The sequence below is a fragment of the Mesorhizobium cantuariense genome (assembly GCF_042647205.1).
GTDB classification, from domain to species: domain Bacteria; phylum Pseudomonadota; class Alphaproteobacteria; order Rhizobiales; family Rhizobiaceae; genus Mesorhizobium; species Mesorhizobium cantuariense.
This window is the reverse complement of sequence record NZ_JBHRVD010000001.1, coordinates 1,810,289-1,834,743: the sequence shown is the minus strand read 5'-3', so window position 1 is coordinate 1,834,743 and position 24,455 is coordinate 1,810,289. Positions and strand designations below refer to the sequence as shown.

At 63.4% G+C, this 24,455-nt stretch carries 23 protein-coding genes and 2 pseudogenes; 4 read left to right on the top strand and 21 right to left on the bottom strand.

Features of this window, described 5'->3' with window-relative positions; translation table 11 throughout:
* The first annotated feature begins 47 nt into the window (after positions 1-47).
* Positions 48-1,376 carry a dicarboxylate/amino acid:cation symporter gene (locus tag ACFOJ9_RS08445; RefSeq protein WP_378978451.1) on the top strand — a complete coding sequence of 443 codons (1,329 nt, stop codon included), beginning with the start codon at positions 48-50 and terminating at the stop codon, positions 1,374-1,376.
* 46 nt (positions 1,377-1,422) lie between these two features.
* Here ACFOJ9_RS08445 and ACFOJ9_RS08440 read toward each other — a convergent pair.
* From ACFOJ9_RS08440 to ACFOJ9_RS08380, 13 genes and pseudogenes are all read right to left on the bottom strand, one after another.
* Positions 1,423-1,530 (bottom strand): annotated as a pseudogene (locus tag ACFOJ9_RS08440) (ABC transporter ATP-binding protein); the annotation flags it as partial.
* Positions 1,523-2,545: an ROK family protein gene (locus tag ACFOJ9_RS08435; RefSeq protein ID WP_378978450.1), complete on the bottom strand. Its 1,023-nt coding sequence runs from the start codon at positions 2,543-2,545 to the stop codon at positions 1,523-1,525. The pseudogene ACFOJ9_RS08440 and the gene ACFOJ9_RS08435, both read right to left, overlap by 8 nt.
* The gene (locus ACFOJ9_RS08430) at positions 2,542-3,264 is read right to left on the bottom strand and encodes a ribulose-phosphate 3-epimerase (RefSeq protein ID WP_378978449.1); all 723 of its coding nucleotides are present in this window, start codon (positions 3,262-3,264) and stop codon (positions 2,542-2,544) included. Before ACFOJ9_RS08430 ends, ACFOJ9_RS08435 begins: the two co-directional genes overlap by 4 nt.
* 2 nt (positions 3,265-3,266) lie before the next feature.
* Positions 3,267-4,094 (bottom strand): alpha/beta fold hydrolase, encoded by an 828-nt coding sequence (locus ACFOJ9_RS08425; protein WP_378978448.1) that lies wholly within the window; start codon positions 4,092-4,094, stop codon positions 3,267-3,269.
* Positions 4,094-4,912: a sugar phosphate isomerase/epimerase family protein gene (locus ACFOJ9_RS08420; RefSeq protein ID WP_378978447.1), complete on the bottom strand. Its 819-nt coding sequence runs from the start codon at positions 4,910-4,912 to the stop codon at positions 4,094-4,096. Before ACFOJ9_RS08420 ends, ACFOJ9_RS08425 begins: the two co-directional genes overlap by 1 nt.
* Positions 4,912-5,988, bottom strand: coding sequence for a Gfo/Idh/MocA family protein (locus tag ACFOJ9_RS08415; RefSeq protein ID WP_378978446.1), 1,077 nt, complete (start codon positions 5,986-5,988; stop codon positions 4,912-4,914). Before ACFOJ9_RS08415 ends, ACFOJ9_RS08420 begins: the two co-directional genes overlap by 1 nt.
* 11 nt (positions 5,989-5,999) lie before the next feature.
* Positions 6,000-6,821: a sugar phosphate isomerase/epimerase family protein gene (locus tag ACFOJ9_RS08410; protein WP_378978445.1), complete on the bottom strand. Its 822-nt coding sequence runs from the start codon at positions 6,819-6,821 to the stop codon at positions 6,000-6,002.
* Positions 6,822-7,021: 200 nt separating this feature from the next.
* Positions 7,022-7,864, bottom strand: a complete 843-nt coding sequence (locus tag ACFOJ9_RS08405; protein WP_378978444.1) for a carbohydrate ABC transporter permease — start codon at positions 7,862-7,864, stop codon at positions 7,022-7,024.
* 5 nt (positions 7,865-7,869) lie between these two features.
* Complete coding sequence (locus ACFOJ9_RS08400) at positions 7,870-8,766, bottom strand: carbohydrate ABC transporter permease (RefSeq protein WP_127291130.1); 897 nt, start codon at positions 8,764-8,766, stop codon at positions 7,870-7,872.
* A gap of 139 nt (positions 8,767-8,905) precedes the next feature.
* Positions 8,906-10,153 (bottom strand): ABC transporter substrate-binding protein, encoded by a 1,248-nt coding sequence (locus ACFOJ9_RS08395; RefSeq protein WP_378978443.1) that lies wholly within the window; start codon positions 10,151-10,153, stop codon positions 8,906-8,908.
* Positions 10,154-10,263: 110 nt separating this feature from the next.
* A complete protein-coding gene (locus ACFOJ9_RS08390; protein WP_378978442.1) occupies positions 10,264-11,409 on the bottom strand; it encodes an ABC transporter ATP-binding protein in 1,146 nt (381 codons plus the stop codon).
* Between the two features lie 88 nt (positions 11,410-11,497).
* Entirely contained in the window at positions 11,498-12,448 is a 951-nt protein-coding gene (locus ACFOJ9_RS08385) for a PfkB family carbohydrate kinase (RefSeq protein ID WP_378978441.1), read from the bottom strand.
* 3 nt (positions 12,449-12,451) lie between these two features.
* Positions 12,452-13,252 carry an aldolase gene (locus tag ACFOJ9_RS08380; RefSeq protein WP_378987653.1) on the bottom strand — a complete coding sequence of 267 codons (801 nt, stop codon included), beginning with the start codon at positions 13,250-13,252 and terminating at the stop codon, positions 12,452-12,454.
* 162 nt (positions 13,253-13,414) lie between these two features.
* Between ACFOJ9_RS08380 and ACFOJ9_RS08375 the strand changes: the two genes are divergently transcribed.
* The 3 genes and pseudogenes from ACFOJ9_RS08375 to ACFOJ9_RS08365 all read left to right on the top strand — a co-directional run bounded on the left by ACFOJ9_RS08375 (position 13,415) and on the right by ACFOJ9_RS08365 (position 16,469).
* Complete coding sequence (locus ACFOJ9_RS08375; RefSeq protein ID WP_127291316.1) at positions 13,415-14,176, top strand: DeoR/GlpR family DNA-binding transcription regulator; 762 nt, start codon at positions 13,415-13,417, stop codon at positions 14,174-14,176.
* A 265-nt stretch (positions 14,177-14,441) separates the two neighbouring features.
* Entirely contained in the window at positions 14,442-15,590 is a 1,149-nt protein-coding gene (locus ACFOJ9_RS08370) for a Gfo/Idh/MocA family protein (RefSeq protein ID WP_378978440.1), read from the top strand.
* Positions 15,591-15,600: 10 nt separating this feature from the next.
* Positions 15,601-16,469, top strand: a pseudogene (locus ACFOJ9_RS08365) (alpha/beta hydrolase).
* 10 nt (positions 16,470-16,479) lie between these two features.
* Here ACFOJ9_RS08365 and ACFOJ9_RS08360 read toward each other — a convergent pair.
* From ACFOJ9_RS08360 to ACFOJ9_RS08325, 8 genes are all read right to left on the bottom strand, one after another.
* A complete protein-coding gene (locus tag ACFOJ9_RS08360; protein WP_378978439.1) occupies positions 16,480-17,514 on the bottom strand; it encodes a LacI family DNA-binding transcriptional regulator in 1,035 nt (344 codons plus the stop codon).
* 430 nt (positions 17,515-17,944) lie between these two features.
* Entirely contained in the window at positions 17,945-18,736 is a 792-nt protein-coding gene (locus ACFOJ9_RS08355; RefSeq protein WP_378978438.1) for a sugar isomerase domain-containing protein, read from the bottom strand.
* Between the two features lie 36 nt (positions 18,737-18,772).
* On the bottom strand, positions 18,773-19,543 hold the full coding sequence (locus ACFOJ9_RS08350) for a GntR family transcriptional regulator (RefSeq protein ID WP_378978437.1): 771 nt from the start codon (positions 19,541-19,543) through the stop codon (positions 18,773-18,775).
* Positions 19,540-20,415 carry an ROK family protein gene (locus ACFOJ9_RS08345; RefSeq protein WP_378978436.1) on the bottom strand — a complete coding sequence of 292 codons (876 nt, stop codon included), beginning with the start codon at positions 20,413-20,415 and terminating at the stop codon, positions 19,540-19,542. Before ACFOJ9_RS08345 ends, ACFOJ9_RS08350 begins: the two co-directional genes overlap by 4 nt.
* The gene (locus ACFOJ9_RS08340) at positions 20,412-21,152 is read right to left on the bottom strand and encodes a PIG-L deacetylase family protein (protein WP_378978435.1); all 741 of its coding nucleotides are present in this window, start codon (positions 21,150-21,152) and stop codon (positions 20,412-20,414) included. Before ACFOJ9_RS08340 ends, ACFOJ9_RS08345 begins: the two co-directional genes overlap by 4 nt.
* Positions 21,149-21,994: a carbohydrate ABC transporter permease gene (locus ACFOJ9_RS08335; RefSeq protein WP_378978434.1), complete on the bottom strand. Its 846-nt coding sequence runs from the start codon at positions 21,992-21,994 to the stop codon at positions 21,149-21,151. The genes ACFOJ9_RS08340 and ACFOJ9_RS08335 overlap by 4 nt, the downstream gene beginning before the upstream one ends.
* An 8-nt stretch (positions 21,995-22,002) precedes the next feature.
* Positions 22,003-22,935: a carbohydrate ABC transporter permease gene (locus ACFOJ9_RS08330; RefSeq protein WP_378978433.1), complete on the bottom strand. Its 933-nt coding sequence runs from the start codon at positions 22,933-22,935 to the stop codon at positions 22,003-22,005.
* 51 nt (positions 22,936-22,986) lie between these two features.
* Positions 22,987-24,258 carry an extracellular solute-binding protein gene (locus ACFOJ9_RS08325; RefSeq protein WP_378978431.1) on the bottom strand — a complete coding sequence of 424 codons (1,272 nt, stop codon included), beginning with the start codon at positions 24,256-24,258 and terminating at the stop codon, positions 22,987-22,989.
* Between the last annotated feature and the right edge of the window lie 197 nt (positions 24,259-24,455).

Sequence of the window (24,455 nt, the reverse complement as noted above, 5' to 3'; positions counted from 1 at the left end):
GTCACGCAGGGCGATCCGTTTTCGCCCATCCGGCCAGGGAGAGTTCGATGCACATCGCAGACCAATCAGGCGCGCTTGCCGCGCAGCGCAAACCTTTCTATGCCCAACTCTACGTGCAGGTGCTCGTCGCGATCACCGTCGGTATCCTGCTCGGCCATTTCTATCCGTCGGTCGGCGAGAGCATGAAGCCGCTCGGCGACGCCTTCATCAAGCTGGTCAAGATGATCATCGCCCCGGTCATCTTCCTGACCGTGACGACGGGCATTGCCGGCATGAGCGACCTACAGAAGGTCGGACGCGTCGCCGGCAAGGCGATGCTCTACTTCCTCACCTTCTCGACGTTGGCGCTGATCATCGGCCTTGTCGTCGCCAATGTCGTGCAGCCGGGCGCCGGCTTCAACATCGATCCGGCAACGCTCGACGCCTCGACCATCAGCACCTACGCCGCCAAGGCGCACGACCAGTCGGTCACCGGCTTCCTGATGAACATCATCCCGTCGACGATCGTCGGCGCCTTCGCCGACGGCGACATCCTGCAGGTGCTGTTCTTCTCGGTGCTGTTCGGCATTGCGCTGGCGCTGGTCGGCGACAAGGGCACGCCCGTGCTCAACTTCCTGCAGGCGCTGACGACGCCGATCTTCAAGCTGGTCAGCGTGCTGATGAAGGCCGCCCCCATCGGCGCCTTCGGCGCCATGGCCTTCACCATCGGCAAATACGGCATCGGCGCGGTCATCAATCTCGCCATGCTGGTCGGCACCTTCTACGTGACGTCGTTTCTGTTCGTGTTCGTCGTGTTGGGCGCCGTTTGCCGCTACAACGGCTTCTCCATCCTGTCGCTGATCCGCTACATCAAGGAAGAGCTGCTGCTGGTGCTGGGCACCTCGTCGTCGGAAGCCGCCCTGCCCTCGCTGATGGAAAAGATGGAGAAGGCCGGCGCCAAGCGCTCGGTGGTCGGGCTGGTCATCCCGACCGGCTATTCCTTCAACCTCGACGGCACCAACATCTACATGACGCTGGCAGCGCTGTTCATCGCGCAGGCGACCAACATCCACCTGTCGATCGGCGACCAGATCCTGCTGCTGCTGGTCGCCATGCTCTCGTCCAAGGGCGCCGCCGGCATCACCGGAGCAGGCTTCATCACCCTTGCCGCCACGCTTTCGGTGGTTCCGGCGGTGCCCGTCGCCGGCATGGCGCTGATCCTCGGCGTCGATCGCTTCATGTCGGAGTGCCGGGCGCTGACCAACTTCGTCGGCAATGCCGTCGCCACGCTGGTGGTGGCGCGCTGGGAAGGCGAACTCGACGAGGCCAAGCTGGCGAAAGCGCTGGCGGGCACGGCAGACGAAAGCCTGCCGGCGGACGTCGTTCCCGCTGAGTAAGCGGCGCGGTTCAATACGGACAACGGCCGGAGGTATGTCGCCTCCGGCCGACGAAGACGACGAATTCGCGATCGCCGACATCGAGGTCGACGCCCTTGATCACCTCGGCATTGCCGTAGGACTTGCGCACGCCGCGCAGCTTGAGCTCAGCCATTGAAGTCCCTCCTCGCGTCAGGATATGTGCTTGGGCCGACGGGCATACGGGCCGCCAACGTGCCTGCATCATCGAACAGGACAAGGCTGGCGGCGCCGACCAGCCCGGCGTGGCGGCCAAGCTGGGCCTGAACGACCGGCACGTCGCGATAGGCGCGCATGGCCCGCTGCCTGATCGTCGCCTCGATGGTCGGCAGCATCAGGTCGAGCCCATTGGCAATGCCGCCGCCGACGACCAGCACATCGGGCGAATAGAGATGCAAGAGGTTGGTGAAGCCAACGCCGAGCCAGCGCGCTTCTTCCTCCAGCAAGGCTAAGGCAAGACCGTCCTGCAGCCGTGCCGCCTCGACGACATGACGGCCGGTCACCTCCGCGTCCACCGAGAGGCGCCGCAAGGTCGAGCCGTCGCTGGCGGCCGTGGCGGCGGTGGCGCGGCGGCCGAGCGCTGTTCCCGAGGCGATGGCCTCGAAGCAGCCGACGACGCCGCACACGCAGCGTTCGCCTTCATTGGTGATGGTCATATGGCCGATCTCGGCGGCAAGGCCGCGACGGCCATGCAGGATGCGCCCATCGACGACGACACCGCCGCCAATGCCGGTCGAAACCGTGACGAAGACCAGCGAGCGTGCGCCATGGCCGGCGCCGAAGCGCCATTCGCCGAGCGCCGCGGCATTGGCGTCGTTCTCCAGCCGCACTGGCAGGCCGAGCCGGCGTTCGAGGATGTCGGCAAGCGGCACGTCCAGCCAGCCGGCGAGTGTCGGCGGGCCGACGGCGATGCCGGCCAGCGGATCGAGCGGTCCCGGCGCACCGACGCCGACGCCGACGATCGAGAGCCCCGGCGCCTCGGCATGGACGGTCGCCGCCAGCGCCTCGATCTGGCCGATCACCGCGTCCGGACCTGCCTGTGCCTGCGTTGGCACCGCCGCGAATGCCAGGATCTTGCCGTCGCGGTCGACCAGGGCGGCACGAAGCTCCGTCCCGCCAAGATCGATCGCAAGGGCGGCTTCTATTGTCATGCCGCTACCTTCAATCCGTGCAGCCAGCCGATGCGGCCGGCGAGGTCCTTGTCGCCGAAGGCGAGCGAACCGAGAACCACCGTCTCGGCTCCGGCGGCACGCAGCAACGGCACGGTCTCGTGGCGAATGCCGCCGTCGGCCGCCAAGACCACTTCCGCTTCGCGGCCAGCCTTTCTCAGGATGGCGCGGGCAGCGCCCAACCTGTCGCAGGCCTTGTCCGACAGGCTCTGGCCCTTGACGCCGATTGCCGTTCCCAGAAGCGTGACGAAAGCGACCTCGGAGACAAAAGGCGTCACCGTCTCGACCGGCGTCTCCAGCCTGAGCACGATTCCGGCCTCGGCGCCGAGTTCACGCGCCAGCCGAACGGCGCGCAATCCCGCCTCGCCATTCTCGGCATGGACGCTGATCATGTCGGCGCCTGCCTCGATGAACTGGCGCGTCTGCGCCTCGACGATGCCGGCATCGACCATCAGATGGACATGGATGGGCTTGGCCGTCAGCCCAGCGATGCGGGCGACGAGATCGGGAAAGAACAGGAAGGACGGGGCAAAATGCCCGTCAGCCACGTCGATGTGATGAAGGTCGACATAGGGCTCGATGCGCTTCAGGTCACTTTCGAAATTGGCGAGATTGGCCGACCAGAGCGAGAATTCGGCGATCATGCGGTCACGCGGCAATGCGGCGATGGCGGCTGGGCCGGAGAGAGATTTCGAGATCATGATTAGTCCTGGTTGTTGAAACGATCTTCGAGGAAGCCGCCGATGGCGGCGCGGATTTCGGCGAAATGGCGATCCTTGTCGGTGGCCTTCGGCGTCACCTCGGCAGAGGCCGCGTTGGGGATGGCGTCGGCAAGGCTGTGAGCGGTCGCCAGCGGATGGACGAGATCGACACCGCTGCCGATGACGAGCGTGGGGAGCGCGAGGCCGGCGGCCGCTGCCCGCGTGACGCCGAGCCCATCGTTTGCGATCGCCTGCATCACCTCGGCGAAGACGGCCGCGTTTTCGCGCGCGAAGAAGCCGAGCAGCGAGGCGAGATTGTCCGGCGCTTCGGTGCGAAGGCGTGCGGCAGTCGCGGAAGCGGCAAAGATATCCCGCGCCTCATCCAGTGGACGGCTGCGGATAAGCTCCGCTGCTTCCGCGTAGGGACGCATGTTTTGCGGCGCCGCGGCGAAAGCCCAGGCCGGACGCACAAGCACCAGACCGGTGACCCGGTCCGGGTGCCGGGCGGCAAGCTGCAAGGCGATGGCCGCGCCCATCGAAATGCCGCCGGCGACGAAACGGTCGAGGCCGGCCGCGTCGGCGGCGGCCAGCACGTCGTCGGCGAACATCGCGATCGAAAAGGGCCGGCTGCTACCGGCGCCGGAGCCGCCCTGTGCACGGCATTCGACGGTCAGCCGGCGGTATGACGGGCCGTCGGGAAAGTTCTGCGCGACCTGCGCAGCGTCACCGCCGAGGCCATGCTGAAAGACGACGGGAAGCCTGCCGTGCGCCGTATCGAAGACACGAAGAGCTGCATCGTCGCGAAGCAGGATCGCCGGCGCGACGCCCATCAGAGGAGCCCTCGCAGGAAGGCGGCGACGCCGGGAGCTTCGTCGGCGGACAGGCCGTGGGTGACGAGCGATCCCTCGAAGCCCGCTGCCTTCAGCCGCGTGACGAAATCCGGGAAGTCGACGATGCCTTGCCCTGATGTGGCAAAGCGGCCATCTCCATGGCGGTCCTTGGCATGCGCCATGGAGATGTGGCCGGCGGCCTCGTCGATCGCTGCGGCAATGATGGCGCGGGCCTCGTCAGGCGTCGCGTGTTCGAACAGGTTTGCCGGATCAAGCACGATCTTCAGATGCTTCGATCCCATCTCGGCGATCAGCCTGGTCGCATCCTTGGCCGAGGTGACGATGTTGGCTTGTTCGGGCTCGATGCCGATATCGACGCCGGCCTCTTCGGCAAGCGCCAGCGCCTTCTCCATTTCGGCGGCCATGTCGGACCAAGCGGCCGGCGTGGCGTTGTCGGGGTGATACGCCCATTGATCGGCGGCGTTGCGCGAGCCGGTGCAGAGCGTGACCAGCGGGATGTCCAGGGCAGCAGCAACCTCGATGACGGTGGCCAGGCGCCGAAGACCGTCGTCGCGCACGGCCTTGTCGGGATGCGCCATGTTGTAGGTGCCCGAAAGTGCTGCGAGCGAAACACCGGTCGATTGCGCCGCAGTGCGGATGGAAGCGACCGCATCTGCCGGCACGACATCCGGCATCGACGGCAGGCCGGCGCAGGCGAGGTTGAACTGCGTCGTCTCATATCCGGCCTGCTTCACCGCAGCCAGCACGGCTGCCGGGTCGGGGCCCGGAAAAGTCTTGGCAAAGATGCCGAGACGCATCAGACCGCTCCCGAAACCGAGGCGAGTTCGACCCGCTCGCCGGTCTCCACCGAGCGAGCAATGGCAACCATGGCGCGGATGGAGGCGATGCCGTCCTCGACACTGGCGCCGCGCATCGGCACGCCCTCCAGCACCGTCTGGGCAAGGCCCTCCAATTGGCGGCGGAAGAAATGACCATCGGCACCGAGCGGCTTGTGGGCCGTGGCGGTCTTCTCGTGAAAGATTTCGACTTCGCTGGCGCGGAAGTACCAGGGGTTGAAGGTTTTCGCCATGACGGAACCGTTCTCGCCATAGAGCTGAAAACCTTCGTGCCAGTCCATCCGTACGGCGACGGTCAGGTCGAGATGGCCGAGCGCGCCGCTGGCGAACTCGGTCTCGACGAACCAGCAATAGGCGCCGAATTTCTCATTGAGCCGGGCGCGCACGGCGACGATTTCGCCGCACAGGAAACGCGCCGTGTCGACGAGATGCGAGCCGTGCGCCAGCATGAAATACTGCCTGAGATCCGCCTTGGGATTGGCCGCTGGCTTCCTCGCCAGCTTGCTGGTGACAGGCAGCGGCTGCACGGCATCGGTGTTGGTGTAGCGGTGAGTGGAATCGCAGTACCAGGCCTTCAGCGCCAGCACCTCGCCCATCTCGTCGCGGACGAAGTCGCGGGCCGCCTCCAGCGCCGGGTCGAAGCGCTTCATGTGGCCGACCTGCAGCACCTTGCCCGAACGCTTCACCGCCTCGGCCAGTGCCTCGCCTTCCTCGACGGAGGTGCCGATCGGCTTTTCGCACAGCACATGCTTGCCGGCGTCGAGCGCCTTGATCGACATCGGCACGTGATAGGCATCCGAGGTGGCGACGATCACCGCTTCCAATTCGGGATCGACGAGCATCGCGTCATAGTCGGCGTACATCTTCTGCGGCTCGTAGGTGGCGCCCATGCGGGCAAGCAGATCGGGTGCCGCATCGCAGATGGCGTAGAGATCGGCATTGCCGGCCTTCACGCAGGATTCCAGATGCGCGAACTGCGCGATGGGGCCGCAGCCGAGCACACCGACCCTGAGGCGTCTGTCCTGTTTCTTGATCATCGTCTCGTTCTTCAGGCGCCGTAGCTGCGCATTGTCTGGCGGTTGGTCTTGACCGCGCCGGCGGGATCGGCGGCGGCCGTTTCGGATTCCTCCTCCAGCACCAGCCAGCCGTTGAAGCGCGGCGCGGTGCTGGCGATCTCGATCACATCAGGAGTATCGCAGACGCCCTTGCCGAGCATGGCCCAGGTGCCGTTGGCGTCGACGTCCTTCAAGTGGATGTAACGGATGCGGTCGCGGTAGGTGCGCAGCGTGTCGGCCATGTCCTTGTGGCCGCGTAGGATGTGGCCGGTATCCGGCACCCAGCCGACCAGATCGGGGTCGAGCAAGGCAAAGATCGTGTCGTAATCGGCGCGGTCGAACAGCAGCGTGTTGTGGTGCGAGCTTGGATGCACGGCAACCTGGACGCCAGCCTTGCGGCCGAGTTCGCCGGCCTTGTTGTAGACCTCGGCGGCGATGGCGAACTTATCCTCGCGCGGGCCGTCGGATACCACCGTGGCCGAGCCCATCGACACCAGCGCATTCGGGAAGGCGGCGGCGAAATCGATCCAGCGTTTGGCGGTCTCGAGATCGGCGCCGATCTTCTCCTTCAGCGTAAAACCACTGTTCGAGCCGAAGGCGAAGGAGACCAGCGTCAGCCCGGACGCCTTCAGCGCAGTGGCGAATTCGGCCGGCTTGCCGGCATAGCGGCCAATCATGGTGTCGGTGATCTCGATGCCGGCATAGCCGCCATCGGCGATCGCCTTCAACAGATCGTCGGGGCCGCCGGTCCAGGCCTTGCCAAGCATTTCCCAGGTGAAGGTCTGGCAGCCGACCTTGAGGTCTTTCACGTTCATACTTTCATTCCTTGATACCGGCTATTCCTTGATGCGCCCTGCGTCAGCCGTTCGATGATGTGGCGCGGGAAGAGCAGCACGAGCACGATCGGCGGAACGGTGACGACGGCCGCGGCGATGTCGCCTGCCAGCAGACAGGCCCAATCATCGATTGCGATACGCGGGGGCCTGCTCCTTCGGTTCTCCTTGGGATGGACATCCTACTTGACCGAGCCCGCGGTCATGCCGGCGAGGAAGTACCTCTGGGCAACGAGGTAGATGAGCAAGAGCGGTAGCGAGCCGAGCACGCTCATCGCCATCATCTGGTTCCATTCGAAGGCGTGCTGCCCCATCAACAGCTGGATGCCGATCGGGACGGTGCGCATGGACGTTGACTTCGTCAGCGTCAGCGCAAAGAGAAATTCGTTCCAGCACAACAGGAAGGTGTAGACCGACGTCGCCACGATGCCAGGCAGTGAAATCGGGACGATCACCCGCCAAAGCGCTGTCCAACTGCTGCCGCCATCGACAGCCACGGCTTCATCGAGATCGCGGGGCAAGGTGTTCAGATATCCCGTCATCAGCAGGATCGCGTACGGCAATGTAAACACCAGGTAAGTCAGGATCAGTGCGACGTAGGTATCGAAGATACCGTATGAGACGACAAGCCCGAAGAAGGGGATCAAAAGTGTGATCGGCGGAATCGTCTGCGTGCTGATGATGATTGTGTTCAGGATGCCCTTGCCGCGGAAGTTGAAGCGGCTGAACCCGTAGGCCGCCAGCAAGGCGATCAACACCGTTAGCACGGTCACCGCTCCCGCCACGAAATAGCTGTTGACGAAGAACCGCAGCTTTACCGGGTCGCCAAGGATGGCTGCATACGCTTCCAGCGTGAAGGCCTTTGGCAGGATGGTTGGTGGCAGGGCAAAGATTTCGGTATTCGATTTGAACGAACTGCTCAGCATCCAGTAGATCGGGAATGCCGCGAAAAAGAGCCCCGCTGCAAGCGCTACATGGAGCGCGACGGTGATCAGCCTGTCTTTCGGCGTATGTCTTTTCCTCATGGTGACTACCGAGCCTTTTGATAGCGAATATAGAACAGCGTCAGGCCGAGAGAGATCAACAAGATGACCACAGCGCTCGCCGAAGCCTGCGACAGGTTGTAGCTCGAAAACGCCAGCTTGTACGTGTAGGTGCTGAGGACCTCGGTCGAGTAGATCGGGCCACCGCCCGTCGTTATCCAGATTAACGGGAAGACCTGCATGGTCCAGATGAAGTCTAGCAGCGAGATGCTGATGATGATCGGCATTAGCTGCGGGATGGTGATGAAGATCAGCTTCTGGTAGGCTTTCGCCCCGTCGATATCGGCGGCCTCGTAGAAATCCTTGGGAATGCCCTGCAAACCCGCGAGCAGGCTGACCATGAAGAGCGGATAGCCCGCCCAGATATTGGCAAAGGTGACGGCGTGCAGCGCGGTCTCAGGCGAGGAAAACCATTCGACCTTGGAACCGATGATGCCGATTTGCATGAGAATGCTATTCACGACACCGTTCGGCTCAAGCAGGAGGCGCCAGATCACGGCGATAATCACCGCGGTGAACAGCCAGGGCAGTATGTAGAGCACGCGCAGAATATTGCGCAGCGTCGGATTGATGCGGTCGCTGTTCAGCATGAGCGCGAAGACCATGCCGATGGTCATGTGGAAAATGACACTCATGCATGTGAAGTAGAGCGTGTGCCACAGCGAAGCCCAGAACACGGGGTCGTCGAAGATCGCCTGGTAGTGTTTCAGTCCGGCAAAGGATGGGTCACGACGCAGCACCGCGCTGTTCTGGAACGAGTAGCCAATCACCGTCACCATCGGCAGCAGCATCAGAAGCCCGATTATGAGCAGCGAGGGCGACAGATAGAGGTAGGGTGCGACCGCTCGTTTCAGCTTGTGGTGGGAGCGCTTTTGCCGGGTCATGTGCCAACCTTGGGATACGCCTTCAAGAGAAGGTAAGCTTTCAAAAACAGGTCCATCTCAAATTGCCGATCCGTTGTTGCCGGGTGGCCTGCCCGAAGTCAGGCCACCCGGTCGAAGATAGCAAACGGGAACAGGCCGATCAGAATTTCGCCATCCAGCCCTTCTGAGCGGTGGCTGCGGCTTGTTCCGGAGACTGCTCGCCGGCGAGCATCTTCTGGGCTTGCACGTCGAACTGGGTCATCAGGTCTTCAGCCACCGGCAGGCCTGTGAACTCATTGGCGAGATAACCGGTCTTGAAGATTTCAAAAGCCTTGCCGAAAGCCTTGTCCGAGGTCACGAAATCGGGCTTGGCGTTGACGTTGCCCGGGAAGGCGTTCGCAAGCGACACGAGCTTGGCGTTCACCTTTTCACTCATCAGATATTGGACGAGTTTCCAGGCCTCTTCCTGATGTTTCGAGGCAGCAGAGATGCCGATGCCCCAGGAGGCATAGGGAAGGCCGCGCTTGCCGGTATAGTTTTCCACGACCGGGACCGGGATGAGGTCGAAGTTCAGCTTGGGATTGCGCTTGCGGATGAGGTTCACATGCGCGAGCGAGTCGATCATCATCCCGACGCGGTTGTTGACGAACTCCTCGACCTTTTCCTGCTCGGTCTTGGTGGCGATGCCGGGCGAGATGGTGCCGGCGTCGTTGAGTGATTTGACGAAGGTGAGCATATCCACCACCGGTTTGCCCTCAAGGTCCGGCTTGCCGTTCGCCATCATCGACTGACCCGAAGCCCAAACCCACGACATCATGTCGTTCTGGACGCCGGATGGCGTTTGCAGCGACAGGGGCAGCACCCAGCCATACTGGTTCTTGTCGGCGTTCGTCATCTTCTTGGCCGCTTCGAGAAACTCCGCACGGGTCGACGGCAGCTTGGTCACGCCTGCCTGGGCGGCGAGGTCCAAATTCACGAAGACCGGATAGACGAAGGAAGCCACGGGAAACATCACCGCCTTGCCGTCCACCTTGACGATGTCGGCGACCTGGCTCTTGTCGAAACCGCTCGCATCCATCATCGGGTTCATGTCGGCGAGTGCGTTCTGCGCATTCAGATTGTTCACCCAGGCACCGTCGAGACCGACGACGTCGCTGAGCGTTCCGGTTGCAGCACCAACCGAGATCTGGTCTCGCGTGGTCGCGTAGGGGCCGCTGACCAGCGTCACCTTGATTCCGGGGTTTGCGGCCTCGAAGTCATCCATGATTGCCCTGAGCGAGCCAGCCGGCAATTCGGGCTCCCACCATTGGGTGAATTCCAGCGCCGTATCCGCCATTGCGCCGGTTGCGCCAAGCAACCATGCGGCCGCGGCTATTTTCAGCATCGCGGGTTTTATATGAAACGTCATCTTCTCCTCCTTCTTTAGGATCGACCGCACAATGCGGCCGATCGTCTGGTTATTCAGAAGTCTTCTTATGCAGGCGCCTCACCCTCACCCGCGGGTCTTGTCGTGGATATTCAGATCGCCAGATGCGTCTCGGGATCGAAGAAATGGAGCTTGGTATCATCCAGGGCCAACCTGATTTCCGAGCCGGAGCGGACTGTGCTGACCGGTTCGAATTTCGCCACCGCATTCGACGCCAGGCCGAAATCCTGCACGGCGTCAGGGTCGCCGGAGTCCACCCGGACCGCGTCGATGTTGAGATGGACGATTTGTTCGGATCCGAGTTCTTCGATCGAGGTCACCTTTGCCGGTATCGTCTGATACTTGCGGCCGGATTCGAGGCTGCTGTCATAGAGATCCTCCGGTCGTATCCCGAACACGACCTTGCGCCCCGCATACGACCTCAAGCCCGGCCTGCGCACGAAGGCTGCATCCTGCAGCCGGATGGCTAAGGCGCCGGACATCAGTTCGTCGCCCGTCAGGATCGCCTCGAAAAGGTTCATCGAAGGAGACCCGATGAAGCCGGCAACGAAGGCGTTCACCGGCGATTCATAGAGCCTCTTGGGTGTGTCGACCTGCTGCAGCACGCCGCCTTTCAACACCGCGACCCTGTCGCCCATTGTCATGGCTTCGGTTTGGTCGTGGGTCACATATATGGTCGTTACGCCGAGCTGCTTTTGCAGACTGGTGATTTCGGCGCGCATTTGAACACGCAGTTTCGCGTCCAGATTGGAAAGGGGTTCGTCCATGAGAAAGGCTGCCGGCTCGCGCACCATGGCGCGACCCATGGCAACCCTTTGACGCTGTCCGCCTGAAAGGTTCGCGGGTTTGCTGTCCAGCAGAGACGTCAGTTGAAGGGTTTTGGCGATCTCGTCCACGCGCTTTTTGCGCTCGGCCTTCGGCTTGCCTGCCAGCCGCATCGAAAAGCCGATGTTTTCGAACACCGTCATATGCGGGTAGAGGGCGTAGCTCTGGAAGACCATCGCGATGTCGCGGTCCTTGGGCGGCATGTCGACGACGTCGACTCCGCCGATCCGAAGGCTGCCGCTGGTGACGTCCTCCAATCCCGCGATCATCCGCAACGCGGTGGATTTGCCACAGCCGGACGGCCCGACGAGAATCAAAAACTCGCCGTCCTCGACCGACAGGTTCAATTGGTCGATCGCGTGAAAATTGTTCCCGTATGTCTTGCAGATATTCTCAAGAACGACTTCTGCCATATTCCTCCCTCCACAAGTCTAAGCCACTGATTTTTATGATTGCCCTCGGCTTATGTTCACCTGCGAAATATTCCTCGGATAGTTCGGGCTATGTTCCGGTATCGAGCCGCGCATATTTCAGTTCGACTGCCGACGGCGCGTTCGTCGATGCCAGGAGTTCCGTGACCTGGTCGTCGGTCGGTAGCGCCTCGCGCCCGCCCCGCCCCGTTATCGAAAGGGCCGCCGCCGCGGCCGCGAATGCGACCCGGCCTGCGGTGTCGGCCCCGCGCGTCAATGCAAGGGCATAGGCGCCATGAAAGCAGTCACCGGCGCCGGTCGAGTCGACGACGGCAACCCGGTGCGGAGGCAGGTGCCAGAGCCCTGTCTCGTCGCGTCCGCGATAGAAGACACCCCTGCCGCCATCCGTCAGAACCACGGCGGACCGCGACGGCAACCACAATGCATCGAGTATCTCGGCCGGCGACCGGCGGCCCGTGGCGGTCCGCGCAAAGCCGAGCGGAAGAATGAGATGGTCGCAGAGCCCGATCAGTCTCTCGGTGGCTGGGCCGCGGCTCCATTCGACATCGCCGAGGATCGCAAGGCCGAGATCGCGAGCCCGAGCCACGACATCCAGCGACCCGATCCCGTAACTATCGACGATCAGGACGGTCGCGCGGCTGAGAACCTCGTCCGGAAAGTCCGGCGCGGTGCCCAGCATCGCTTCGTCGTCATACGCGATGAACCGCTCCCCATCCGAACCGACGGTGATCCGCGAGCGCACCGGGCGCGCGTGCGGGTGGCGCGGCGCGAACGCGGTTTCAACGCCGCTCGCAACGAGATCGCACAACACGGCGTCGTCGGCGGCACTGCCCAGCCATCCGACGAACCCGGCGGTTCCGCCGAGCCGCGCGACGGCGGCAAGTGCCGTCGCGACATTTCCCCCGAAAGCTCGGGCACTTTGCAGAACCTTCCCCTTGCCCGCCGACAACGGCTGATCGACATAGACGATGTCGTCGATCGCAATAGCTCCGAAGCCGAGGATTGAAGGGACGGTGGGCATCGTTCAGACACCCGCCTTCGCCAAGGCGTCTTGCGCCGAAAGGCCGTCATGGATGACGCCCCGAAAGGCAATCGCTGCCTTTTCCGGATCGCCATGCCCCCAGAGATTGCGGCCCACCACGGCACCGCGCGCGCCGGCACGGATGGCGTCCGCCGTCTGCTGAAGGGCGCCGAGCAGCGTGTCGGTCTTCGGACCACCGGCGATCACAACCGGCACCGGGCAGGTCCGAACGGTCTCTCGAAACGACTCGAAATCGCCCGTGTAACCGATCTTGATCACGTCGACGCCGGACTCGTAGCCGATGCGTGCAGCATACGCGATCTCGTCGGGGGTGAAGACGATTTTTGCCCCGTCGGTGAAATCGCGAGGGTAGATATGCGCCACCACCGGCATGCCGTAACGGGCCGCCGCATTCACCGAATCGGTCAGCCAGCGTATGTATTTGCCCTCGGTCGCGCCGCGCACCGGAATGGCCACGGCCAACGCATCGGCGCCAGCGCGCACCGCATCCTCGGGCGTTGCAATGAGTTCACTGATGCGATCGTCTGGGGTGAAGCAGCCGGCCTGGATCACCAGGGAAGCCTTGCCCGCGTATTGCGGCCACAGATGGCGCGCGGTGCCAGGCTGGATGCTGACGTAGTCGGGTTTGCCTACCATGACGCGTGCAAGCGCGCCCGGCAGGTCGGCAAGACCTCCTTTGCGCACGTCGCCATAGCCGACAAAGTGGTCGACCGCGCCGCCAAAAAGATTCCCCGATGGATGTGAGAAGAGGCGCGCTAGGCGCACCTTGGTTCCGAGGCTCATGAGTCCAAAACTCTCCAATCGATTGATTTCAATATCCTGGACCCAGTGTTTTCGAAAGAAAGGACAAATGCAATCTTTCGAAAGCTTTCGAATTCGCGTATTTTTGGTAGAGTGACCCGAGGCCAGGGCGATCGCTTGGCGCATGGAGGCAAGGACAGGGCAATGTTGTCAGAGCAGAGACGCCAATCGATCCTGGGTGAAGTGCAACGCAGCGGACAGGTTCGCATCAAGGACCTGTCAGACGATTTTGGCGTGTCGGAAGTCACGGTGCGCTCCGACCTCGAGATACTGGACCGCAAGGGACTGCTGACCAAAACCCGTGGAGGCGCGGTGACCCGGACCACAGATTCGACCACGGCCGCGTTCGCCCGGCGGATGCAAACGAACCTCGATGCAAAGAAACGCATCGCCCGGGCAGCGGTAGAACTGTTCGAGGACAACCAGTCGGTCATCTTCGACGGCGGCTCGACATTGATGCAGGTTGCCATGCTGTTACCGCCGCTCAGCAATGTCGTGGTCGCGGCCACGGCGATGAATATCGTGCAGCATCTGATGCATCGGCCCGGGCTCGACGTTCATATGATCGGTGGCCGGGTCTATCCAGACACGGTGAGCACGCTGATCACCGATGCCGACACGGCTCTCGGCGGCTTGGTAGCGCATCAGGTCTTTGTTGGAGCGCATGCGATTGACTCGTCACTGGATGTGGTCGACGTGAACGAAGACATGGCGCGAACGAAGCGAAACCTCGTGCGCATGGCCCGGCGCGTTGTCCTCCTTGCGGATTCGAGCAAATGGGGCGTCAGCGGGACCTCCAAGGCCTTTTCGCTGTCGAGCGTCGATGTTGTGATCACCGACGATGGCCTGTCCGGCCCGATACGCAGCCAGCTTGATAGGACCGGGGCCAAGGTGATCTATGCCTGACCCCGTCGCGGTCCCTGGCCGCGACGGAAATATCCAATGCGCTCATAACCCACGGGATTCGCATCGGCAGTCGGCCGTTTTTTCATGTCTGTCATTTTCTCCTCCTAGGCTGGCAGCCTCCCGATATCGCGCCAGCATTTTCGCATGTTGTATAAAAATTTTACGCGCGTCAATATTTAAAATGTTGTATAGCCGTTTGCGAAGGCAATCCGTTCCGCTGGCCGGATTCGGCAGACGATGACCGCATTGGGAGATACGATCGAAAATGCACGGGATATCAAAGACGAAACTCGGGATCGGCGTCATCGGATGCGGCAATATCTCGATGACCTATCTGCGCAATGCCGGCCTCTTCGGCGGCATTGAATTGCGCGCCTGCGCCGATATTTCGGCCGACATGGCGGCGGTGCGGGCGAAGGAATATGGCATCCGGGCACTCGGCGTCGATGCGCTGCTGGCCGACCCCGAGATCGATCTCGTCCTCAACCTGACCATTCCGGCGGCGCATTTCGACATTTCGTTTGCCGCGCTTTCGGCCGGCAAACACGTCTTCACCGAAAAGCCGCTCGCCACCTCGGCCGCCGATGGGCAGCGCCTGGTCAACGAGGCGCGGTCACGCGGCCTGCTGCTCGGCTCTGCGCCTGACACTTTTCTCGGCGCCGCCGGACGCCGGGCGCGCCGGCTGATGGACGACAGCGCTATCGGCCGCCCGGTCACCGGCACGGCCTTCATGATGGGGCGCGGCATGGAGCATTGGCACCCCAACCCGCAATTCTACTACCAGCCGGGTGGCGGCCCGGTGTTCGACATGGGGCCTTACTATCTGACCATGCTGGTCAACCTGCTCGGCTCGGTGGAGCGTGTCATGGCTATGGCGACACGTGGCCAAGAGGAGCGGTTGATATCAGCCGAAGGGCCGTTCAAGAACACCACATTCAAGGTCGGCACGCCAACCAACGTTTTGTCGCTGCTTGAATTCCGCTCCGGCGCGACCGTCACCTTCGGCGCCTCGTGGGATGTCTTTCGCCATTCCAACCACCCGATCGAACTGCACGGCACGGAAGGGTCGCTGCGCCTGCCCGACCCCGACACGTTCGGCGGCACGGTGTCGCTGTCGGAACGCGGTGCCGACTGGAAGGATTTCGCCAGCGAGAGCGAGCTCTACGGCGCCCGCAACTGGCCCTACGCGGCACCTGATCGCGCCAATTACCGCATGCTCGGTGTCGCCGATCTGCTGCGCTCGCTTCAAACCGGCAACACGCCACGCGCCTCCGGCAGCCTTGCGCTGCATGTGCTGGAGATCATGGAGGCGATCCTGCTTTCCGGCGAAACACAGGGTCCGGTTGTCATCGCAGGCGATGTCGTCCAGCCGGCACTGCTGACAGAGGAAGAGGCAAGCGACCTGCTGATCTGAGGATATGATGATGACGGTCGATCCGGATGCACTGCGCGTCCTCGAAATCGGCCGCGCGGCCGGCGGCGAGCCGTTCGAGACCGGCAGCGTGGCGGCGGCACGCGCAGCTTACAACGCCTCGTTCCCAACGCTGCAGGGCGGGCACGAACCAGTCGCAACGACCCTGGAACAGCAGATCGACGGACCGAACGGTCCTATTGCGATCCGCATTCATCGCGGCATCGGCGCACCGCAAAGCGGGGCGCCGGCGCTGCTCTATCTGCATGGCGGCGGCTGGGTCATCGGCAACCTCGATTCGCATGACGAGATCTGCCGCTTAATGGCCAATCTCGGCAACGCCGTCATTGTCTGTCCTGATTATCGCCTGGCGCCGGAACACAAATTTCCCGCCGGGGTCGAGGATTGTCTGGCAACCCTTCGTTTCATGACGGAGAGCGCCGCCGATCTCGGCATCGACAAGGCGCGCATCGGCGTGGCCGGGGACAGCGCCGGCGGCAATCTCGCCGCCGTCCTGGCGCTGCTCGCCCGCGATGGGCTGGCACCATCGCTCGCCGCGCAGATCCTGATCTACCCCAACACCGATGCTCGGCAGACGGCCGACAGCTACCGGCGTTTCGGCGACGGCTTCGGCCTCACCGCAACCACCATGGCCTGGTTCCGCGACCATTATGTGCGAACGCCCGACGACATGCTGGACTGGCGCGTCTCGACGAAGGAGCAGCCTATGCGGCGCGCCTACAAGCCGCGGGCGTACCGCTCATCCTGCGGCAATGGCCGGGCCAGATCCACGGCTTCGTCTCGATGGGACGCCATATCCCCGCTGCTCGGCATGCGGTGGCCGAGGCGGTGGCTGCCTGGCGTCAGTTCGAGAAAAGCTGACGCCGGAGGATCAGGCTGATTGACGCATCACCAGGGTGGCGCCGAGCTTGACCGTGCGAGCCAGGCTTTGCTTCGGCGGGTCGGCCTCGTCCAGCAAGGCCAGCAGGATCTCGACACTGCGGCCGGCCATGGCGGTGAAATCCTGCGCCATGGTGGTCAGCGCCGGACAGGTGTAGCGGCTCAGCGGATGATCGTCGTGTGCTGCAACGCGCAGATCGCAATCGGGCCTGCGGCCGACCTTCAGGCCGCGCGAGTACGCGGCTGCCATCACGCCAAAGGCGAGACGATCATTGGCGCACAGGATGGTGCGGCCAGGCAAGGTGCCTTTTTCGAGCGTCCTGTCCATCCATTCATGGCCGATGCGCTCGAAGTCCCAGCTATAGTCGCGCGCCGCATTGATGATAACGGGTTCCAAGCCGGCGGCCTGCATCGTCTCGATATAGCTCTGCAGGCGTTCGCCCGAATTGTGGTTGACGTGCGGAATGTCGACATAGACCGGTGGTTCGCCGGACCGGCACAGATAATCCACTATGGTCGACGTGCTCTGGTGGTTGTCGTTGCCAACGAATGGCGTGTTACCTTCGATGTAGGTGTCGAAATAGACGATCGGAATGTTTTCACCCATCCGCTCGAAGACGCCCGGTTCCGAGACCGAACCCAGCGGAGCGATGATGGCGCCCGCAACCTTCAGCGACATCAGCGTTCTGACCGATTCCGCCTCCAGCTTCGGCGAACCGTGCGAGGATATGACGATCGGCCAAAAGCCCTCGTCGCGGCAGCGCAACTCGATGCGGCTGACCATCTCCGCGTAGAACGGATCGGTGACCGTCGGCACGACGATGCCGACATTGCGGGTGCGCTTGCGGTTGAGATTGCGCGCGAAAAGGTTCGGCTCATAGTCCGAGGATCGGAGCGCGGCTTCGATGCGAGCCCGCGTCGCCGGCTTCACGCTCGCCGGATCGTCGAAATACTTCGACAGCGTCGGGCGTGACACGCCACATGCCTGGGCGAAGTCATCCATCGTGCGGTGCGTCTTCTCCGCCATCGATATTTCAGGTCCCCTTGCCGACCGAAACGATCGGCCCGTCACCAGTCATGCGGCCGTTGACCGGAAGCGGCAATGCTTGACCGAACTTATTCAGTCAATTTTTCACAGTTCCCAATACAATGCAAAAACATTACGTACGTCAAATAATTTATTGACGCCCTGAAATCGACGACCCACGAATGCAAGCGCTTGGCGATCGCGACAGGGGATATCGCGCCAAAGGCCAGGGGAACCTGCTGATTGGCGGAGACAGACGTGCTCGACATCTATGCCAGCGCAACAGGTGGACACGCGAGATGATCCGCGCCGCCGCGAAGAAGCGGTTGACGTGCAGCGCGAGCTTCTCAGGTGGGGTGTGGTTGGGTCGTGAAATGGCGCGCAAAGCAGTCGGGGATCGGGAGGCGTCATGCGCCTCCCGATCCCAGTATCATTCGCCGCGCATCGTCGCCTGGAAGGTCGGCAGGTGCTTCTTCTGCGCTTCCAGCATGCGCTCGCGATAGACGCCATAGATGACGTCGGTGTCGTGCAATGTCACCCCGGCGATCGTCGGCGAGGCGAAGACCGGCAGTTCGATGCCACGCTTCGACAGCGCCTCCGCCGTGCGGGCGATCAGTTCATGCGCCAGGATCATGGCGAGCACGGTCGACGAGCCGGAGACCGGCCGGCTCCAGCCCTCGATCGGCACGATCGCGTCCTCGATCGGCGAGCAGGTGTCGATGACGAGGTCGGCCGCGTCCGCAAGCCGCTTGCCGGAGGAGTGCGTCGCCGGCTTGTCGAGGTTGTTCTTGCTGGTCACCGCGACGACGAAGATGCCGCGCTTCTTGGCATAGAGCGCGGTGTCGATACCGGACGAATTGCGGCCGCTGTGGCCGAAGATGATGATCGAGTCACCCTTGTTGAGCGGCTGGTGGTCGAGGAATTTTTCGGCGTATTTCTCGGTCCGCTCCAGCCACAGCAGTTCGCGCACGCCGCCGGCGCCGAGCACGTTGTGCCACATCACGCGCGGGTCGGTCAGCGGGTTGAAGCCGACAAAGCTGCCGTAGCGCGGGAACACTTCCTGCACCGGCAGCACCGAATGCCCCGACCCGTAGAGATGGACCAGCCCGCCACCCTCGAGCGTGTCGGCAAAACGGCCGGCGGCCTGGCCAAAGGCCTCTTCGTTGGTTTTCGCTGCCTGGTCGATGAGGGCTGCGAGACGGTGGATGTAGAGATCGGACACGTGGGTACTCCTGTTTAAGTGTCGGCTTGGGATGGATCAGCTTCTCGGGGTTGACGGGATGCGCCCGGCGCGCAGCGTCGAGCGGATTTCGTAGCGGTCGCCCCGCATGATGGAGACGGTGAATTCGAACGGGCCGCGCTCGTCGGTGGTGATGCGCTCGACCACGAAGGCCGGACTTCCAACCGGAAGATCAAGCAGTTCGGCATCCGCAGCACCGACCGCGCCGACGCGATAATTCTCGCGCGCCGCCACCGGCACGATGCCGTAATGGCGCTCCAGCGCCTCGTAGAGCGATCCCTGCAGCAGGCCGGCGTCGAGGAAACCCGGCACGCGCACGGCCGAAAGCTGTGCCGTCTGGATGCCGATCGGCTCGCTGTTGCCAAGCCGCAGGCGGCGGATGCGCACCACCGGATCGCCCTCCTCGATCTCCAGCGCACCGGCCGCCGCCGCATTGGCCGTCGTCAAGCTGCAATCGAGCAGGCGCGAGCCGGCGATCACGCCCATATTGCCCATTTCCTGGGTGAAGCTGGTCAGTTCGCGGGTGCCGGCAACGAGCGTGGTGGAGCGCACGAAGGTTCCGCGGCCGTGCTCGCGCCGCAGCAGCCCACCTTCCTCCAGGTTGCGCAAGGCGTGGCGCAGCGTGATGCGGCTGACTCCGAACAGGGCGCACAGCCTGTCTTCGGCCGGGATCTGGTCGCCCGTTGCCCATTCGCCGCTCTTGACGATGGCGCGGATCGCCTCCTCGACCTGATACCAGAGCGGCTCCGGCCTTCGGCGATCCGGCTGCTGAAAACTCGCTTCGCTCATCGCACCTGCCTCCACTCTCTTCCCGCAAGCCCGGCCAGCGCCGCCCCGACAAGACCCGCTCGGGAACCGAATTGACCGGGCCGCAGGACGATGTCGCGTAGATGCGGCGGCAGTTGCCGCCGCATGGCGTCAAGCAGCGGCGGCCGGATCATGTCCAGCGCCTCAGCCAGGCCGCCGGAAATCAGCACCGCCTGCGGGTCGAGCAGCGCGACGGCGCCGGCCAGCGCGGTGCCGAGCCGACGCGCAGGCGCCTCCAATGCGGCGAGTGCCGCTTTCTCGCCGGCCCGCGCGGCGTCGATCAGCCTGCCGCCGTCCGCCAGGCCGATCTCGCGCGCCAGGGCATCGAGGGCCCGGCCGGAGGCGACGCGCTCCAGCCAGCCGCTGCGCTCCTCACCCTCGTCCACCATGTCGGCGCAGGCCCAGCCGAAGGAGCAGGCGCCGCCACGGGCGCCTGCGACGATGCGGCTGTTGGCCAGCACGGCGGAGCCGATGCCGGTGCCGATCGCCAGCAGGATCGCGTCGGACATGCCTTTCGCACTGCCTTCGACCGCTTCCGCGAGCATGGCGATCTGAGCGTCATTGCCGAGCGCGATGCGCAGGCCCGGAAACAGTCTCGCCACGTCGACGCCGTCGAGCCAGGGCAGGTTTGGAACCCAGCGGCAGATCGAACCTTCGACCAGGCCGGGCACCGCGATGCCCAGCGCCTCCACCGCACCCGCCTCGGCGCACAGCGCGCGGATACGGACGACAAAGGCGTCGAGGCTTGCCGGCGCCGGCTCACGGCTCAGCACCTCCAGCATGCGCACATCGCCGGTATGGATGGCGGCGCGCAGATTGGTGCCGCCGAGATCGATGGCCAGAACCCGCGTCATCGGCCAGGCTCCTTGCCGAACGGCGGCGAGAACAGGCCGCTGCCGGCATTCCACGAATGCGACGCCGCCGCAAAGGCCTGGGCATGGCGCGTGCCGCGCAGGCAGCCGCGCAGCCGGTAGAGCGCGCTGTAGTAGTCGACATAGGGAAAGCTGCTCAGGCCGCGCGCCAGCTCGTATTCCTTGACCGCTTCGCTCCAGGTCTCGAAGCCATCGCTGACATCGACGAGATGCTCGGGGCGGAAACCGTCGTCGTCCTCCCAGTTCTCGCCGAACAGTAGCAATTGCGGTGTATGTGCCGCATGGTCGCTGGCAACAGTCGGCAGTGCGGCGAAGAAGAGGCCGGTCTGCGTCAGATGCGCGGCGGCGCGATGGTCCTTGTGCCAGCTGCCGTGCCAATGAGTGATGACGACTTCTGGTCTGAGCTCGCGAATGACGTCGCACACCTCAAGCGCCGTCTGGTCATCTGAAGGCAGGAAGGCGTCGCGCAGGCCAAGGCTGCGCACCTTGACTCCAAGGCGCGTAGCCGCCCTGCCCGCTTCCTCTTCCTTCTGCACGCAATAGTGCTCGGGGATGAGGCAGGGATGACCCTGTTCGCCCATGGTCAGGTGCAGGAAGGTCACGGTCGCACCGCGCTTGACGGCGGCGGCCGCCAGCGGCCCGGCGATGACCTCGGCATCGAAGGCGTGTGCGCCGACCACCAGGATGGAGCTTGCGGCGTAGATCCGGTCTTCGATCATTTCATGCCTCCCCCGGTGCCGACGCCTTCGCGAATCTGGCGGGCGAGCAGACAATACATGATCAGGATGGGCGCCATGGAGATCGCCAGCGAGGCGAACACCAGGCCCCAGTCGGTGCGGAACTGGCCAACAAAGACGCTGATGGCCAGCGGTACGGTTTTGTAGCGGTCGTCGAAGATGAAGATCAGCGGGAAGAAGAAATCGTTCCACACCGCGATCGCAGTGAAGATGGCGACGATCGACACCGCCGGCTTCACCATCGGCAGGATGATCTGGAACAGGATGCGGACCTCGCCGGCGCCGTCCATGCGCGCCGCCTCGTCGAGTTCGGAGGGCAGCACGCGCATGAAATTGGCGAAGATGAAGACCGCGAAGGGAATGCGGATCGCCGAATAGACGAGGATCAGGCCGGTCAGCGAATCGAGCAGGTCGAGATTGCGCATCAGCGTGAACAGCTCGACCGAAGCGAGCCGGATCGGCAGCATGATGCCGGCCAGGAACAGGCCGAGCATGATGCCGTTCCAGCCCAGCCGATAGCGGCTGAGCGGATAGGCGGCCATGGCCGAGACGAGGATGGTGAGCACCACCGCTCCACCGGTGACGATCAGGCTGTTGATAAAATTCTGGCCGAGATCGGCGCGCGTCCAGGCGTTGACGAAATTGTCGAAGGCAAAGCTTTTGGGCAGGCCGAGCCGGTTGTCGTAGATCTCCGCCGTGGTCTTGAAGCAGGAGACGACGAGGATGTAGAGCGGCAGCAGCACGGCCGCCGTCCACACAACCAGCACGGTCCAGCCGGGCAGCCGCGCCAGCCGTGGCAAGATCACAAGCCTCTGCGCGTTCACCAGCGCGCTCATAGCTGCACCGTGCGGCGGTCGAAGAAGCGCAGCATCATGAGCGTGCCGATGCTGAGGATCAGGAACAGCATGGTGCCCAGCGCCAGCGCCAGGCCGATATCGGTGATGCCGACCGCGCCCTCGGCGCCGAAGGCCAGCCGATAGAAATAGGTCACCAGCGTGTCGGTCGAATAGCTCGGATTGCCCTGCACGCCCTGCATCACATAGACGATGTCGAACTGGTTGAAGGTGTTGATGAACGACAGCGTCGTCAGCGTGCCGATGGCCGGCATCAGCAGCGGCAGTGCGATCGAAAACAGCATGCGCGCATTGCCGGCGCCGTCGAGTTTTGCTGCTTCGAAAATCTGGCCGGAAATCTGTCGCAAGCCCGCGGTGTAGATCAGTACCGGCAGTCCCATCCAGTTCCAGGCATCGACGGCGATCAGCATGGTGAGCGCGGTATGGCTGTTGCCGAGCACGGTCAGGCTGCCCTGATGCAGGCCGAGCCCGTTGAGCGCCCATTCGACGACGCCGCCGGGAGCCAGCAGCAGGCGCCACAGCGCACCGACGATGACCGGGCTGAGCACCGCCGGGAAGAAGAAGACCGACTGGAAGAAAGCAGCTCCCCTGTCGCGCAGGAACAGCAGCCAGGCGAACAGCAGGCCGATGCCGTTCTGGAAGACCATGATGCCGAAGAACCAGGCGGTGTTGTGCCACAGCGCGCCGTAGAGCCGGGCGCCGCTCGGGAAGACGAACAAGCGCGAGAAATTCGACAGGCCGGCGAATTCGACCATGCGCAGCCCCTTCCAGAGGAAGAAGCTGCCCCATAGCGACATCGCCAGCGGATAAAGAACGAACAGCGCATAGACCGCCAGCGCCGGCAGGATGAAAAGCACGGCCATGCGCTGCTGCGTGCGCTTAAGGCTGCTTTTGCGGCGAGGGTTGATCATGCGATGTCTGTCCGGACGAGAGGTCGGCCGCGATGCGACCGGCCCGGCTCCTCACTGTTTCGGCTTGAACCAGGTGGCGACAGCAGCCTGCATGTCGGCCGCCAGCTTCTCCGGCGCGATGTTGCCTTCGACCATGTCTATGATCTCCGCCTGCAGCACCGAGGAGGCCGTCGGCGACTGCCAGCGGAAGCCGACCAGCGTCAAATAAGGCGTCGAGTTCTTCGACATCTCCATCATCTGCGCCAGCACCGGGTCCTTCACCGTGACATCGGTGCGGGCCGGCGGCCAGCCGAGCTCATCGGCGAACATCTGCGCGAATTCGGCCGAAGCCATGAAGCCCAGCACCTTGGTCGCGGCTTCCTTGTTGGCGCTTTCGGAGACCAGGCCGTAGGAGCCGTCGGAGAAGGCCGAGGTATAGAGCTTTGCCCCGGCATCATCGGCGGGGAACGGGAAGATCGAGAATTTCAGCTTTGGGTTCTGCGCCTTGAAGCTGCCATTCTCGAACGAACCGCCGAGGAACATCGCCGCCTTGCCGCCAATGAACTGCTGCGTCGCGGTGGTGTAGTCGATGCCGGCGAAGCCATCGGGGAAATAAGGCTTCAGCTCGGCGAAACGCTTTAGTGCCGCGACATAGCGCGGATCCTCGAAGGTCGCCTTGCCGGTCATCATCTCGTCGTAGAAGCCCGGACCGTACACCGTCGGGCCGACGACACCGACGCCGATCTCCAGTTCCCAGGCCGAGCCGTTGGCGCCGCCGGTGGCAATCGGGGTGATGCCGGCCGCCTTCAGCTTGTCGCAAGCGGCGACGAAATCCTTGTAGGTCTTGGGTATCTCGATGCCCTGCGCGGCAAAGATGTCCTGGTTGTAGAACACGCCCATCATCGGCACCGAATAGGGCACGCCATAAACCTTGCCGTCGGTGCGGCCGCGCGCGCCGCCAAGGGCTGCGTCCGCCATGTTCTTCAGCTCCGGCACGCTGTCGTCGAGCGCATCGAGATAACCGGCATCGACGAAGGGCTGCAATTCGCCATAGGCCTTGAGCTGGGCGATATCGGGTCCGCGGCCGCCGCGCAGCGCCGTGCTCAGCCGGTTCTGGTAATCGGCATCCGGCGTGAACTGGATGTTGACCTTGATGCCTGGATTCTTGGCCTCGAAGGCGTCGAAGATGCGGCGCATCGCGGCTTCGTCCTCGGTGCGCCAACTCCACAGCGTCACGGTGCTGTCGGCCCTGGCCGGAAGTGTGGTGAAGGCGCCGGCGCAAGCGGCGGCAAGGCCGCCGATCAGGCCAAGTGCGGCGCGTCGGTCAATAGAAAGCATGCTCATTGCCAGTCTCCCATTGTTCTCAGTCCTTGGCGTTTCGCAGCACTTCGGCACCACGAAAGAGTCGATCGCTCGGAAAGTCATTATAACGACATAGCGCCATTCGCAAGAGGTCTGCCGCGTCTGCGAAACGGCGACCGTAGGCTCTTTTGCTCAAGGATTCTGCATAATATACTGTTAAACATACATAAATTTCCCAC

Coding starts and splice junctions, on each gene's coding strand:
- ACFOJ9_RS08445 (WP_378978451.1), top strand. CDS start 48: ATGCACATCGCAGACCAATCAGGCGCGCTTGCCGCGCAGCGCAAACCT.
- ACFOJ9_RS08435 (WP_378978450.1), bottom strand. CDS start 2,545: ATGACAATAGAAGCCGCCCTTGCGATCGATCTTGGCGGGACGGAGCTT.
- ACFOJ9_RS08430 (WP_378978449.1), bottom strand. CDS start 3,264: ATGATCTCGAAATCTCTCTCCGGCCCAGCCGCCATCGCCGCATTGCCG.
- ACFOJ9_RS08425 (WP_378978448.1), bottom strand. CDS start 4,094: ATGGGCGTCGCGCCGGCGATCCTGCTTCGCGACGATGCAGCTCTTCGT.
- ACFOJ9_RS08420 (WP_378978447.1), bottom strand. CDS start 4,912: ATGCGTCTCGGCATCTTTGCCAAGACTTTTCCGGGCCCCGACCCGGCA.
- ACFOJ9_RS08415 (WP_378978446.1), bottom strand. CDS start 5,988: ATGATCAAGAAACAGGACAGACGCCTCAGGGTCGGTGTGCTCGGCTGC.
- ACFOJ9_RS08410 (WP_378978445.1), bottom strand. CDS start 6,821: ATGAACGTGAAAGACCTCAAGGTCGGCTGCCAGACCTTCACCTGGGAA.
- ACFOJ9_RS08405 (WP_378978444.1), bottom strand. CDS start 7,864: ATGAGGAAAAGACATACGCCGAAAGACAGGCTGATCACCGTCGCGCTC.
- ACFOJ9_RS08400 (WP_127291130.1), bottom strand. CDS start 8,766: ATGACCCGGCAAAAGCGCTCCCACCACAAGCTGAAACGAGCGGTCGCA.
- ACFOJ9_RS08395 (WP_378978443.1), bottom strand. CDS start 10,153: ATGACGTTTCATATAAAACCCGCGATGCTGAAAATAGCCGCGGCCGCA.
- ACFOJ9_RS08390 (WP_378978442.1), bottom strand. CDS start 11,409: ATGGCAGAAGTCGTTCTTGAGAATATCTGCAAGACATACGGGAACAAT.
- ACFOJ9_RS08385 (WP_378978441.1), bottom strand. CDS start 12,448: ATGCCCACCGTCCCTTCAATCCTCGGCTTCGGAGCTATTGCGATCGAC.
- ACFOJ9_RS08380 (WP_378987653.1), bottom strand. CDS start 13,252: ATGAGCCTCGGAACCAAGGTGCGCCTAGCGCGCCTCTTCTCACATCCA.
- ACFOJ9_RS08375 (WP_127291316.1), top strand. CDS start 13,415: ATGTTGTCAGAGCAGAGACGCCAATCGATCCTGGGTGAAGTGCAACGC.
- ACFOJ9_RS08370 (WP_378978440.1), top strand. CDS start 14,442: ATGCACGGGATATCAAAGACGAAACTCGGGATCGGCGTCATCGGATGC.
- ACFOJ9_RS08360 (WP_378978439.1), bottom strand. CDS start 17,514: ATGGCGGAGAAGACGCACCGCACGATGGATGACTTCGCCCAGGCATGT.
- ACFOJ9_RS08350 (WP_378978437.1), bottom strand. CDS start 19,543: ATGAGCGAAGCGAGTTTTCAGCAGCCGGATCGCCGAAGGCCGGAGCCG.
- ACFOJ9_RS08345 (WP_378978436.1), bottom strand. CDS start 20,415: ATGACGCGGGTTCTGGCCATCGATCTCGGCGGCACCAATCTGCGCGCC.
- ACFOJ9_RS08340 (WP_378978435.1), bottom strand. CDS start 21,152: ATGATCGAAGACCGGATCTACGCCGCAAGCTCCATCCTGGTGGTCGGC.
- ACFOJ9_RS08330 (WP_378978433.1), bottom strand. CDS start 22,935: ATGATCAACCCTCGCCGCAAAAGCAGCCTTAAGCGCACGCAGCAGCGC.
- ACFOJ9_RS08325 (WP_378978431.1), bottom strand. CDS start 24,258: ATGAGCATGCTTTCTATTGACCGACGCGCCGCACTTGGCCTGATCGGC.